At 54.9% G+C, this 13354-nt stretch carries 11 protein-coding genes and 1 pseudogene; 7 read left to right on the plus strand and 5 right to left on the minus strand.

Annotated elements, in window-relative coordinates; genetic code table 11:
- The first annotated feature begins 396 nt into the window (after positions 1 to 396).
- Positions 397 to 2451 carry an elongation factor G gene (gene fusA, locus KRAC_RS21720; RefSeq protein ID WP_007910758.1) on the plus strand — a complete coding sequence of 685 codons (2055 nt, stop codon included), beginning with the start codon at positions 397 to 399 and terminating at the stop codon, positions 2449 to 2451.
- Between the two features lie 122 nt (positions 2452 to 2573).
- On the opposite strand, the gene KRAC_RS21725 is transcribed toward fusA, so the two are convergent.
- The 3 genes from KRAC_RS21725 to KRAC_RS21735 all read right to left on the minus strand — a co-directional run bounded on the left by KRAC_RS21725 (position 2574) and on the right by KRAC_RS21735 (position 5082).
- A complete protein-coding gene (locus tag KRAC_RS21725) occupies positions 2574 to 3791 on the minus strand; it encodes an MFS transporter (protein WP_052568500.1) in 1218 nt (405 codons plus the stop codon).
- Positions 3792 to 4020: 229 nt separating this feature from the next.
- On the minus strand, positions 4021 to 4392 hold the full coding sequence (locus tag KRAC_RS21730) for a hypothetical protein (protein ID WP_007910762.1): 372 nt from the start codon (positions 4390 to 4392) through the stop codon (positions 4021 to 4023).
- Between the two features lie 36 nt (positions 4393 to 4428).
- Positions 4429 to 5082: an LON peptidase substrate-binding domain-containing protein gene (locus KRAC_RS21735; RefSeq protein WP_007910765.1), complete on the minus strand. Its 654-nt coding sequence runs from the start codon at positions 5080 to 5082 to the stop codon at positions 4429 to 4431.
- A 386-nt stretch (positions 5083 to 5468) separates the two neighbouring features.
- Here KRAC_RS21735 and KRAC_RS21740 point away from each other — a divergent pair, with 386 nt between their 5' ends.
- Positions 5469 to 6818, plus strand: a complete 1350-nt coding sequence (locus KRAC_RS21740; protein ID WP_007910767.1) for an MFS transporter — start codon at positions 5469 to 5471, stop codon at positions 6816 to 6818.
- 75 nt (positions 6819 to 6893) lie between these two features.
- On the opposite strand, the gene KRAC_RS21745 is transcribed toward KRAC_RS21740, so the two are convergent.
- Both KRAC_RS21745 and KRAC_RS21750 read right to left on the minus strand, forming a co-directional pair.
- Entirely contained in the window at positions 6894 to 7367 is a 474-nt protein-coding gene (locus KRAC_RS21745; RefSeq protein WP_007910771.1) for a GatB/YqeY domain-containing protein, read from the minus strand.
- Between the two features lie 256 nt (positions 7368 to 7623).
- A complete protein-coding gene (locus KRAC_RS21750) occupies positions 7624 to 8508 on the minus strand; it encodes a carbon-nitrogen hydrolase family protein (RefSeq protein ID WP_007910773.1) in 885 nt (294 codons plus the stop codon).
- A gap of 186 nt (positions 8509 to 8694) precedes the next feature.
- Between KRAC_RS21750 and KRAC_RS79635 the strand changes: the two are divergent.
- From KRAC_RS79635 to KRAC_RS21775, 5 genes and pseudogenes are all read left to right on the plus strand, one after another.
- A pseudogene (locus KRAC_RS79635) lies at positions 8695 to 8865 on the plus strand (MerR family DNA-binding transcriptional regulator); the annotation flags it as partial.
- 77 nt (positions 8866 to 8942) lie between these two features.
- On the plus strand, positions 8943 to 10238 hold the full coding sequence (locus tag KRAC_RS21760) for an RNA-guided endonuclease InsQ/TnpB family protein (protein ID WP_007910778.1): 1296 nt from the start codon (positions 8943 to 8945) through the stop codon (positions 10236 to 10238).
- A 186-nt stretch (positions 10239 to 10424) separates the two neighbouring features.
- The gene (locus tag KRAC_RS62180; RefSeq protein WP_169460928.1) at positions 10425 to 11162 is read left to right on the plus strand and encodes a hypothetical protein; all 738 of its coding nucleotides are present in this window, start codon (positions 10425 to 10427) and stop codon (positions 11160 to 11162) included.
- Between the two features lie 162 nt (positions 11163 to 11324).
- Positions 11325 to 12815, plus strand: a complete 1491-nt coding sequence (locus KRAC_RS21770) for a thioredoxin-like domain-containing protein (protein ID WP_007910782.1) — start codon at positions 11325 to 11327, stop codon at positions 12813 to 12815.
- A 34-nt stretch (positions 12816 to 12849) separates the two neighbouring features.
- Entirely contained in the window at positions 12850 to 13317 is a 468-nt protein-coding gene (locus KRAC_RS21775) for an NUDIX hydrolase (protein ID WP_007910784.1), read from the plus strand.
- The last annotated feature ends 37 nt before the right edge of the window (positions 13318 to 13354 follow it).

The following is a 13354-nucleotide window of genomic DNA, read 5'->3' on the forward strand; positions in this document are numbered from 1 at the left end:
ACGCCAAAAGACGCAGGGGCATTGAGGCTTGCAAGACAATCAATCCCTTCAAACTCAATCTGGACTAACCACTAGTGATATACTAGTGATATGATAGTATATCACTAGCCCCTTCTTTTTTTGCCCAAAAACAGGCGTTTTTCTAGCCAACTGCTGTCAAGATAACCGTCAAAATCGGCTTTGCAGGCCCCCGCACCGCTTCTTAGCTGGTATCAGTTGCAATAATAAGGTATACTAAACCTATTCAACAGGATTAGCGTATAGCACAGCATTCATGCGCTAACACCGGGCATACTGTCAGGAACCACATGCGCGGGGGAGGTCTTACAAGTCAGACCCTCCAGAAGGCCTGGCGAGAGACCACCTCTTGCGAAAGAAGTCAGGAGGAAACGGCTTATGAAAGTATACGGGGCGGAATACATTCGCAATGTAGCGTTGATCTCCCACGGGGGAGCAGGGAAAACATCCTTGATTGATGCCGCACTATTTGACACTGGAGCCGTAACACGACAAGGGAAGGTAGATGATGGAACCTCGATTGCGGACTACGATCCTGACGAACTTAAGCGTCGGATGTCCCTTCACACCAAAGTGCTTCCCGTCGAGTGGCATGAGCATAAGATCAATTTTATTGACACGCCCGGCTACGCTGATTTCATTGGTGAGGTAAAAGCTGGTCTACGCGTGGCGGATGCCGCCCTGGTCGTGGTGACAGCCGAAAAAGGAGTAGAAGTAGGCACTGAACTGACCTGGCACTATGCCAATGAACGCAACCTTCCTCGTATCGTCGTGGTCAACAAGCTCGACCGTGAAAATACCTCCTTTGATATGGCGCTTGAGTCGCTACGCGCCAAGTTTGGCACCAAAGTTGTCCCCCTACAGATTCCCATCGGGGAACAGGCCAACTTCAAGGGAGTTGCTGACCTGCTGCATCAGAAGGGCTATACCTTCGAGGGCGGCAATAGTGTGCAAGAAATTTCCATCCCCAATGAGTTACAGGACACCATCAATAGTTACCGTGAACAACTGATCGAGTCAGCGGTCGAGAGCGATGATGAACTGATGGAGAAATTTCTGGAGGGGATAGACCTTAACGACGAAGAGATCCTCAAGCTGGTCAAAGTGGGTACGGCCTCGGGTAAGCTCATTCCAGTGCTCTGTGCCTCCGCGGCGAAAAACATCGGTATCCAGACAATGCTCAGTGCTATCCTTGACTACCTCCCCAGCGCGGCGGACGCCTTACCAGAAGATGCCCAGAACTTTGAAGGACACACCTCGGCCCTGGTGTTTAAAACGACTGGGCAACAGTCTGGCACCGTCTCAACCTTCCGCGTCTATACAGGAAGCATCAAGGCTGATAGCCATCTCTTCAATATCCAGACAAAGACGGATGAGCGTGTAGGCTCCCTCTCGTTCCCACGTGGCAAAATGTCAGAGAATGCCAGTTGCATTTCTGCAGGCGATTTCGGTACCGTGTCCAAGCTTACCAATACCCATACAGGCGATACACTCACCGATAGCAAAAACATCACCACGCCCCTTGAGCCGATCCGCTTCCCAGAACCCTGCTTCACCCTGACGATCATCCCCAAAAGCCAGAATGACCTGGACAAAATGGGCAATGTCCTGGCACGCATCGTGCAAGAAGACCGCACGCTACGCGTCTCACGCGATCCCGAGACGGCGGAGACGCTGCTCTCCGGCATGGGCGAGGCGCACCTGCAAATCACAGTGGAGAGTATCAAACGCAAATATGGCGTCGACCTGGAGACACGCGATCCACATATCCATTACCGCGAGACCATCCGCAAGAAGGCCAGGGCCAATGGGCGCCACAAGCGCCAGAGCGGTGGACACGGTCAGTTTGGCGATGTCTGGCTGGAGATCGAGCCACTGCCCCACGGAGGAGAGCAGGACTTCATCTTTGAGGACCGCATTGTAGGCGGCGTCGTCCCCAACCAGTTCATTCCTGGTGTCGAGAAGGGGGTACGCGAATCGCTCAAGCGCGGCTTCGTCTCAGGCAACCCCATGCTCTACGTGCGTGTCGCGCTCTACGACGGCAAGTACCATCCGGTTGACTCATCGGCGCAATCCTTTGAGGTCGCGGCCTCCCTGGCGATGCAAGAGGCCGTCCCCCTGGCCAGCCCGGTCATTCTGGAGCCTGTCATGCATGTCAACATCCTGATTCCAGAGGCCAATATGGGTGACGTCATGAGTGACATCAACACCAGGCGTGGCCGTGTGCTCGGCATGGAACCAGATGAGCAGGAAGAAGGTATGCAGCGCATCACCACCACCGTTCCCCAGGCCGAGATGCTGCGCTACGCGACTGACTTGCGCTCTATTACTCAGGGTCGTGGCTCCTTCACTATGGAGTTTGCCCAATATGAGGAAGTCCCTCCTCACATTCAGCAGGCACTTATCGAACAACACAAAAAGGCCGTTGGCTAACAATTATTGCAAAAACATATCAACAGGAAAGGGATGGTGACGTGTATCTCGAGCAAATGCCCGAGATACACGTCACCATCCCTTTCCTGTGGGCGCCGCAGGCGTGAAATGGCAACAAAAAGCTAGCGGCTAGCGGCCTGTGTGCGCCGACTATTGAGCACATACACGGCAAGCGCCAGTAACAGGAGCAGCAGCCCCACGCCACAGACGCCGAACCAGCCCGCGAAGCCCCAGCCATAGGTGCCAAGGAACGAGCCAAACGAGCCACCAATAAAGTAAGACACCATATAGATCGTATTAAGGCGGCTACGCGCAGCGGGATTGAGGCTATAGACGCGTGCCTGGTTTGAGATCTGGTTAGCCTGCGCCCCCAGGTCCAGCAGGATCACACCAATGATCAGACCCCAGAGATATTGACCCATCAACCAGAAAATGCCAAACGAGGCCAGGAGAATGAGCAGGCCAATGCCAATCGTCTTACGCGGATTAACTTTATCGGCAAGGCGACCAATAAAAGAGGCCGCGAGTGCCCCCACAACACCAACCAGGCCAAAGAGGCCTGCCACCTCGCTACCATAATGAAAAGGTGGCGTTTGCAGGCGGAAGGAGAGCGTGGCCCAGAACGCGCTAAAGGCCGCAAAGCCCAGTGCCCCATAGACGCTGGTCTCGCGCAGCACAGGCTCGCTTTTAACGAGACTCCAGAGCGAACGCAAGAGCTGTGTATAGCTCATATCTGATTGAGGGCGATCAGGGGGCAACAAGAAGCGCAGGACCAGGGCCAGGAGAACCATCAATCCCGCGGCGATCCAGTACACTGCACGCCATCCCAGGTGCGCGCTTAATACACCACTCGCCGTGCGCGCCAGCAAGACGCCAATCAGCAAGCCACTCATCACGGTTCCCACCACGCGCCCACGCTCCTGGGGCCGCGCCAGGCTTGCCGCTAGAGGCACGATCAACTGTGGGACCACGGTAGTGACGCCTACAATAAAGCTCGCGATTGAGAGGAGCACCAGGGTAGGCGCCAGAGCCATCGCAATCAAGGCGACGGTTACAGCGACCAGCATTGTCACGATCAGCGCTCGACGATTATAGCGATCTCCCAATGGAATAATTAGCAGGAGTCCCAGAGCATAGCCAAGCTGGGAGAGGGTCGCCAGAACGCCTACCTGGTTTACGGAGACGGCAAACTCACGTCCAATATCGGCCAGAACAGGCTGCACATAATAGAGGTTGGCGACCGAGAGGCCACAGGCCACTGCCAGCAACAAGACCAGGCGCTGGCTAAGCTGGGGAGCATTTACCTTATTTATCTCTTCTTCCGTTGATGCTAGAAGCATATTACTCTTGCCCAATTCACGTACATCCCTTCTGCACATATAAATATAGCGCTTTTATTCATCTGCTTCATTATTATCGCTACTCAGCACAACAGAATTACGGCTCTGATCTATTCCCCCCCAAAAATGATCAGGGCAGGAGTGTCCTGCTCTGATTCGGTACTATGCATGTCGGAATATTACTAATAGTATCGGCACTGTGGCGCGCTAACTACAGCCAACGCTCGCTTTAGGACTCTTTCGGAGTGTTTTTGGCTGCGCCTCGCTCACCTTTAGCGGCTGGTTTACGCCCTTGCGCTTGCTTCCCACGAGGCTGTTGCTTTACCCGTCCCTTGGAGGAGCCACCTTTAGCGCCGGCTTTCCCCAGCAGGGCCTCAGCCGCGCTCTCGTGCCCATGGGCAACCAGCCACTCACGCGCCTCTTCGTGCAGGTCGCTAAGATTCTGGCTTCCGCCGATCATGAGCCACATAGCATATTCAACGTCAGCAGGCGTGCCTTCATACCACTGGCCATTTTCAATCATAAATGTCTGTATCCGCTCTACGTCACGGGTACGAAGCAGATTATCAAGCTGCTGCCGAAAACCGGACAACTCTCTCATCGCGTCCCATCCTCACTTCTAAAAATTAGTGTGTGCTTAGTTTAGCATACTCCGGTCCTCAGGCAAATTCTTTGAGAGGATTTGCCGCATAAAGGGCACTTCCCGTCGCAGAATGTTGATCTCGTCGCGTAGGCGTTCCTGCGTCGAAGTGCCTTCAAGGAGGCGCTGTTTCGTTTCGTTCTGCACCTCGAGGAAATAGGCGATGAAATACGAGAGATCTTCCGGATCTTCGGGGAGATCGGCGTAGCTACTATCCTCGTTCGCCGCCTCTAATAACATCTCCAGGTAGTTACGAAACAAGCCACACACCTGAGCCATGGGGAGAGTTAAGATCTGGGCTGGCTCGGGATCATCCATAAATGGCTCGACGGTCGCTGACAAATAGGGTCTATCTCGATGCTGGCTGACGATGCGAAAACGACGTGTCCCTATTGCCATCAATGTAAAGCGACCATCTTCCGTGCGCTCAACGTTGCGCATCTGCACCATTGTGCCGACGCTGTAGGGAACCTCGTGTAGGTAGACGCTCTCAGGCTTTGTCAGCACAATCCCAAATGGCTTCTGTGTCCGCTGGCAATCCTGGATCATCTGCCGGTAACGCGGCTCGAAGATGTGGAGCGGCATGACTGTCCCCGGGAAAAGCACCACATCCAGTGGGAACAAAGGTAATTCTATCGCGGTAATCGACATTAGTCCATCGCACCTCCTAGCGTTTCATGACATATACCATCACTGAAACTAGATGCCTCTTCGCGCCAAAGCGGAGCATACATTTGCACATCCACACAGAACTATTTATTCTGACCATAGTATAACATCATGCCTAATGCAAGGAATAAACTCGCTGGCACAAACATGACGACTAGTTCATAAAACCACTTCTTTTTGCTTGACAAGCAGATAGTAAATCATTATGCTTTTACTAATATCCTTTTACTTCTTGCTTCTAACTCCCAAGGGTGGGAACACAACTGCCAGGCGCCATCTGAGCCTTCGGGCCACAGATAGAAGGTATCCTTTCTACACACCGTTGTCGTAGTTATTGCTCATTATGATGATGAGCATAAGGAGGCACCATGGCTAATGTAGCAACAGGAGAGGTCTCGGTTCGCCGGATGCTGCCCGTAATTACCGCGAGCACGCTGGGAACCGCCATTGAGTGGTATGATTTCTTCTTGTACAACTTCTTTGCCGCCACTATTTTCGCCCCGCTCTTCTTTCCCAATCTTGATCCTGTCACCGGCATCTTAGCATCTTTTACCACTTACTACATCGGTTTCCTGGCCCGCCCTATCGGGGGCGCGTTCTTCGGCTGGTTCGGCGACCGCGTTGGACGCAAATCGACACTCATCGTAACGCTCATTCTGATGGGGGTCGCGACTGTGCTGATTGGTGCCATTCCAACCTACAAGAGTATCGGCTTTGTCGCGCCCTTGCTGATTACGATCCTGCGCTTCCTGCAAGGGGCGGGCGTCGGAGGCGAATGGGGTGGCTCGGTACTGCTCTCGCTGGAATATGGCGATAACCGCCGTCGTGGCTTCTGGGCCAGCTGGCCTCAGACAGGCGTTCCGGTGGGCCTGGCCCTGGCTGCCATCGCACTCCTGATCTGTAAGGCGCTTTTCCCTGGCGAGGCTTTCCTCCAGATTGGCTGGCGTATTCCCTTCTTCCTGAGCGCGCTCCTGATCCTGGTTGGCTTCTTTATTCGAATGCGCATCCTCGAAACGCCTGAGTTTACGCGTCTTAAGCAGGAGCAGCGGGTGGCCAAGGCTCCCCTGGGTGAGGTTATCCGCTACTATTGGAAGGAGATCATTCTCTCGGCGCTTCTGCGCTCAGGCGAGCAGGCTCCCTTCTACCTGTTTACGACCTTTGTCCTGTCATATGGAGTCAGCACGCTCAAGATACCCGTCAATACGCTCTACACCGGGATTATTCTCGCCGCCCTGATCGCCTTTGTGACAATGCCATTTGCGAGCTATCTCTCCGATATTGTGGGACGCAAACGCTGGTTTATGCTCGCCTCTCTCGGCATGGCGATCTATGCCTATCCCTTCTTCCTCTTGCTCCAGACGAAAAACAGCGTGCTTGTCGTCCTGGCGCTCGTAGGAGCCATTAGCATCTTTCATGCCAGTCTCTATGGTCCCGAAGCAGCGTTTATCTCCGAACACTTCAGCACCCGCCTGCGTTATAGTGGGGCCTCGCTCGGCTATCAGCTTGCCTCGCTCACGGCGGGCGGCCCGGCTCCTATCATCGCGGTGCTTCTGCTTGCGGCGTATAAATCGTATATTCCGCTTGTGCTCTACATCATCCTAATGGCATTGATCTCCCTGCTGGCCGCGTGGGGCCTGCGCGAATATGCCAACCGGGATGCGGCAGCCGATAAGGATATCCAGGTTACAGAGGCTGCTATAGCCTCAGAAGCCCCGTAGCGGGCAACCAGGCCCAAACAAAAGGCCCCTGGCTTTAGATGCCAGGGGTCTTCGTTTTGCGCTTTGAGAGAGGCTTTACTGTGTCAATTCTTTGACGATACCCTGAATACGTGCGCCATCGGCTCGCCCTTTGAGCTGTTTGGCGGCCTGAGGCATGACTTTACGGAACTCTTTGCCGTTTTCCGCGACCAGGGCGCTTACGACCTCGCGGATCTCCTCATCGCTCATCTGTGAGGACTTGAGGTAGGTCTGTAGAATATCCAGTTCCGCTTGTTCTTTCTCGGCGAGTTCCAGGCGACCGCCCTGCTTATAGAGGGGGATAGCCTGGTTGCGCTTCTTGACTTCCTGTTCGAGCACACGCAAGCAATCCGCCTCGGTGAGAGGCTGAGCATATTCGGGATTTTTGCGGTCGGTACGCGCAACTTCAAGGTTATGGATTGAGTTCAAGGCCATACGCAATGTATCCAGCTTCAGCTGGTCGCGTGCGCGCTGCGCATCCTGGGCATCCTTACGTAACTGCTGCTCAATCGGAAATTCCTGCCGAGCCATAACAACGTTTCTCCTCTTATACAAAAACAGTGTAGTAACGCACAATAGTATACTACGCTTGCGTGAAAAAAGCACCTTTCGCGCCTGCGGCGCTCAGTGAGTTTATGAGTGTGGATGGTGGTTTCGGGCTGGCGCCCGAAACCACCATCCACACTTGACCCAAGTTATGAGGGGCAATTGCTATCTCTTCTTCTTGACAAAGTTACACTTGACCCAAGTTATGAGGGGCAATTGCTATCTCTTCTTCTTGACAGGATTACACTGAGCGGATACTTGTGCGTACCAGTTCGCCTTTGTAGTACATGCTGACGACGTCGCGGCGGCACTGACTCAGATACCAGTTGCCAGTTTGTGCTAGGTCGAGAGTGGCGCGCAGGAGGCGGGTCTCTTCTCCTGTGACCTCCGCCAGGACCTCGCCATCGGGGGCAATGATCATGCTGGGGCAGTGCTGCACAAAGTGGGCGGTGTTGGCAGCCAGCACAAAGCGCTGGTTCTCCGCCGCGCGACTGACCAGGTGGCTACGCCAGACATCCGGCTTGACCTCGGGATTGGCGGCGTTGGTAATGTAGACAAAGAGCTCGGCCCCCCGCTGGGCCAGGCATTGCCACTGTTCGGGGAAGCGGATTTCGCGGCAGAGCTGCATGCCTACGTTAACGCTACCCTCGGCAAAATGGAGGGGAAAGATAGGAAGGTCGGCACCCGCGACAAAGTGCCCACGCTCGCCCGTTGCCAGGTTCACCTTGCGATAGAGCGCCCGCTCACCACGAGGCGAAAAATAGAGTCCTGCGTTATACCACTCGCCCTCTTCCTCCAGGCAGGAGCCAGCGATCAGGTGCACCTGCTTGCGCTTCACGACCTCCGCGATACGCTCTATCGCATCTGCCAGAAGCCTGCGATCAATCTGCTCAAGAAAGCGGCTATCCTCGTTATACCCAGAGATGGCTCCCTCGGGGAGCACAAGCAAATCGTCGGGCTCGACCTGTTCGAGCATGGAGAGGATATACAGTACATTCTCTGTGATAGCAAAACTGATGGGGAATTGTCCAGCGGCAACCGAGATCTTCAAACCAACCTCCTCTATGAGCAAACAGGCAGTGGGGCGGGTCTCTTCCCAGCGACAGGTAAAAGAGTGCGCCTGCACCTTCAACTTCCACGCTCACAAGCATCTATCTCTATCCTACCATATTCTGCATAAACACTCAGGGAACGTTTCAGTTGCTGGCTTTGTTCTTATATATGCTACAATTTTGGCACCCAAAACTCTTCTTCAAAAGGAGATACATACTAGGTATTGACAACGTGTGCGAAAGTAAGTGAGAATAAGTAGATGTACGCAGTCGCACCGTTTGCCAAGCAGGTGGATGTCAGCGTGAAAACAGTGCAGCGCTGGGACCGAGAAGGCAGGCTCAAAGCCAAACGAACGCTTTCTGGGCGTCGCTCCTCTCATGAGGTCGATCTGACCACGGCGCTCAACCTTCCAAAGCTGCCAGCCGCTCGCTGAACGATCGCCACTTGCCGGGTGTCGAGTCCTGCTCGACCGGAATTCCCGCAAAGCGGGAGAATAGGCGCTCAAGGATGAAAACCGCACACAAGATCCGGATGAACCCCACCCCTGAACAGGTGGAGTATCTCAAACGAGCCTGTGGCACGAGGCGCTTTATCTACAACTGGGGACGGGAGCAGTGGGAGAAGCAGTATCAGGCGTACAAAGCCGAGCAGGAAACTGTTCCCCAAGAGCAGCGCGTGCTCAAACCGCCATATGCCCTCGCACTCAAGAAGCAATTCAACCAGATCCGGGAGCAGGAGTACCCATGGACCTATGACGTCACGAAATGTGTGGTGGAGGGTGCGTTCGATGACCTCAAAAACGCCTATGACAACTTCTTTGCGGGCCGAGCGAACTACCCGCAGTACAAGAAAAAGGGGAAGTCGCACGAGTCGTTTTATCTCTCCAACGATAAATTCACCTTGGGAAGCCATTGGATCTCGATTCCCGGACTTGGCCGCTTCATCCTCGATCAGCGCCAAACGAAGAAGGACCGAGGCAAGCTCTTACGCAGACTGGGAACGGTGAACATCGCCGAAAAACTGCGCTTCGTCGAAAAGGGGAAAGCCACCACTCCCACGAAGAAGCGAAACACGCGCAAGCACGTCGTGTGCGAACGGGTCAAGATCCTGGGGGCGACGGTCTGCTGTGAAGCGGGGCACTGGTACGTCTCCATCCAAGGAGACATCACACGGGAGCGCCCCACAACGCCCGAAGCAGTGGTGGGGGGGGATGTGGGCGTACAGCAAGCTGCTGTGGTGAGCGATGGGCGCAGGCTTGAGAACCAAAGGCCATTGGCGCTCCATCTCAAGAAACTCGGCAAGCTGCAACGCAAGCTGTCAAAGAAACAGAAGACGAAAGACCCTCAAACCAAGCGAACCGTGTTTAGTAAGCAGTATGAGAAGCAACGACTCAAGGTAGCGCGCAAGCATCAGCAGATCGCCAACATCCGACGGGATGTGCAGCACAAGTTCACGAGCGAACTGGCGCGAACCTGTGGGGCCATCGGCATCGAAGACCTCAACATCCTGGGGATGATGGCCAACCGGAAGCTCTCGCGTGCCGTGGCCGATGCCGCGATGGGGCAACTGTTGCAGTTCCTCAAGACCAAAGTGGCCACCGCCGGGGGAGAGCTCTTCATCGCCTCGCGCTGGTTCCCCTCGACCAAACGCTGTTCGTGCTGTGGGCAGGTCAAAAAGCGCATGCCGCTCAAACACCGCACCTATGAGTGCGTGGCCTGTGGGCTGGTGGTCGACCGGGATCTCAATGCCGCCTTGAATTTGCTGTGGTTCGCAACAGAAGAGCTTCGCCAGCTTCACGCGTAAAGCTGGCCGTCCTGGAGAGTGGCTACCGCCGGACGTAAAATGCCTGGGGAGTTGATGTGAGACCGAAACGGGAGGGCCGATCCAAAGGTTCCCGTGCGCTGGCTATCGACGATGAAGCAGGAAGAACTGACCGCTTGGGGGTGTTTACACACGTTCGAGTATGAGAAAGGTAGCAGCATCATCGACATGCCTTATTTGCAGCCAGCAGAACTTGAAGCAATTTTTCCAGAACTTATTGCCCTTCTCCAGGATGAATTGGGAGATGATCTCCGGGGCATCCTAGCTACAGGATCTTATATTCATGGCACGCCTGGCCCCACTAGCGACCTGGATGTGCATGTAGTTATTGCCTCTCCACGGCGCAGGCGCAAGAATATCATGTTCAAGGGGCTTGAGATTGAGATGTTTCTCAATCCGGCTGAACAGATTCGGTGCTATATGGCGGAGGATAAGGAGCGAGGCATTGATCAGCATATGTTCGCCTTTGGCAGGGCTATCTATGATCCCCATGGCGTTATTGCCGAGCTACAGCGCGAGGCACACCAGCTCTGGGAAGCGGGGCCACCCAGACTGCCTGTTGACCGCACCTGGTACCCGCGCTATATCCTTGCCGACCTGTTACGCGATATTGAAGACCTGGATGGCGACGAAGAGGCCTCGTATCTACTCATCGCGCATACGGTGGAGAGTATTCTGCACACGCACTATACACTCCACCACCGCTGGCCTGCCAAGCCAAAGCGCCTGCTTTCACACCTGGCAAGCTGGGACGCGGAAACAGCCGCGCTGGCCCGCAACACACTCAAGCCTGGAACGCTGACGACCCAACGCCAGGCCTTACGGCAACTGGCCGAACATGTACTGGCCCCTATTGGCGGCCTTATGCCGCTCGAATGGTCGATTGAATGGGGACCGCTAGGTTAGTGTAGGGTCCATGCTGGCATGGACTTTCGAGGCCCGCAGGCCGATACCCTAACGTTGCGGAGGTCGCTACGCTCGCAATCCATGTCAGCATGGACCCTACAAGCTTTTCTGCTGTGGATTTTGTAATAACATATTCCTGATTGATAAAGAAAGAGGTAGACTATGGCGCAACGCTTTCGTGGCGAGGTGCGCGCACCCGACTTTCCCACCAACCTGGCCTGGATCAATAGCGACCACCTTCTCAGCCTGAAGGAGCTGCGCGGGCGGATCGTGATCCTGCATTTCTGGACCTTCTGTTGCATTAACTGCATGCACGCGCTCGCCCAGTTGCGCGAGATTGAGGAGGCCTTTCCTGATACTTTAAGCATTATCAGTATTCACTCGCCCAAGTTTCCGGGTGAGCATTTTACGGGCAGCGTACACAATGCGGTCCTGCGTTATGGCGTCGAGCATCCAGTGGTAAATGATCACACGATGTACCTCTGGCAGCAATACGCGGTCCGCGCCTGGCCCACCCTCGTCTTTATTGATCCGGAGGGGCGCGTCATTGGCAAACATGAGGGCGAGATCTCGCCCACGCAGGGCAAGGACCTGCTACGCCAGATGCTTGAGGAGTTTGAAGCTCGAGGACTGCTTGATCACCGCCAACTGCGCTTCAGCGCCGCGACAGCTCCCTCATCGTTCCTTGCCTTCCCTGGCAAGCTTGCGGTAGATGCACAGGCCGACCGCCTCATTATCAGCGATTCGGCACATCATCGCCTGGTCGAGACCAATCTCCAGGGCCGAGTACGCACCATTATCGGGTCAGGAGTCCAGGGTCAGGCCGATGGTTCGTTTGCGGAGGCCCAGTTCAACCATCCTCAGGGCGTAGCCCTCGTCAACGACCTGCTCTATGTGGCGGATACTGATAACCACCTCATCCGGCGCGTTGATCTACGCACAAAGCAAGTGGAGACACTGGCGGGAACTGGCGAGCAAAATGGCATGGTGCGGACCCGGCTCCAGGGTCCGGCGCGAAGCATTGCGCTTAGCTCACCCTGGGACCTCGTGGCCTTTGAGGAGAAGCTGTATATCGCCATGGCGGGGATGCACCGCATCTTCGTGCTCAACCTGGCTACTGGTGAGATTGAACCCTTCGCTGGCGCTGGCCCGGAGGCACTACGCGATGGACCACGTGACGAGGCCCTCTTCGCGCAGCCGACTGGCATCACCCTGGATGTGGCTAGCCAGGTGCTTTACAGCGCCGATAGCGAAGCCAGCGCCATCCGCGCCATCGAGCTGACAGGTGAGCAACAGGTGCATACGCTGGTAGGCACGGGACTCTTTGACTTTGGCGATGTGGATGGCATCGGTGAAGAGGCTCAGTTACAACATGTACAGGGCATCTGCGCAGCCAATGGCCTGCTCTACCTGGCCGATACCTATAATAATCGCATCAAGGCCCTTGATCCCCAAACACGCGAGGTTCGTACCCTTGCCGGAACCGGCGAGGCAGGCATACATAATGGTCCAGCCGAGCAAGCACAATTCAATGAACCCGGCGACCTGGCAATCACTGGCAACACTCTATATATCGCCGACACCAATAATCATGCCATTCGTCTGCTAGACATGGCTACACGAAATATCACCACCCTGGACATTCAACCTTAGATGAAAATATGACTAAATATAAGGAGAACGCACTATGGCCTCATATCTCTTTGGAGACCGCATTGGCCGGGAGGGGCAACTGGCACTCACGACCTCGGTCGTCATTTTTGACGCTGTACACGAGAAAATACTGCTAACCCGGCGCAGCGATAACGGGCGCTGGTGCTTGCCCGGTGGGCATATGGAGGCGGGCGAGAGCGTCAGCGAAGCCTGTATCCGCGAGGCATGGGAAGAGACCGGTCTGCGTATCTGTCTTAACAAGCTCATTGGTATCTACTCTAATCCGCATGTGCTCCTGACTTATCCTGATAGTAACCGCTATCACATGGTTAACATCTGTTTTGAGGGCGAGATAGTGGCTGGCGAGCCTGGTTTAAGCGATGAGACTACCGAAATTGGCTACTTCACACCAAAAGAAATAGCCCGGATGGACATCGTGGAGCCTCACCACGAGCGCATTCGCGACGCGCTTGCCCAGGATAACGCCCCCATTATTCACTAATACAGTGCGTTGCCTGCTTGCTGCACGTTAGAAATGA

Source organism: Ktedonobacter racemifer DSM 44963, from assembly GCF_000178855.1.
GTDB classification, from domain to species: Bacteria; Chloroflexota; Ktedonobacteria; order Ktedonobacterales; family Ktedonobacteraceae; genus Ktedonobacter; species Ktedonobacter racemifer.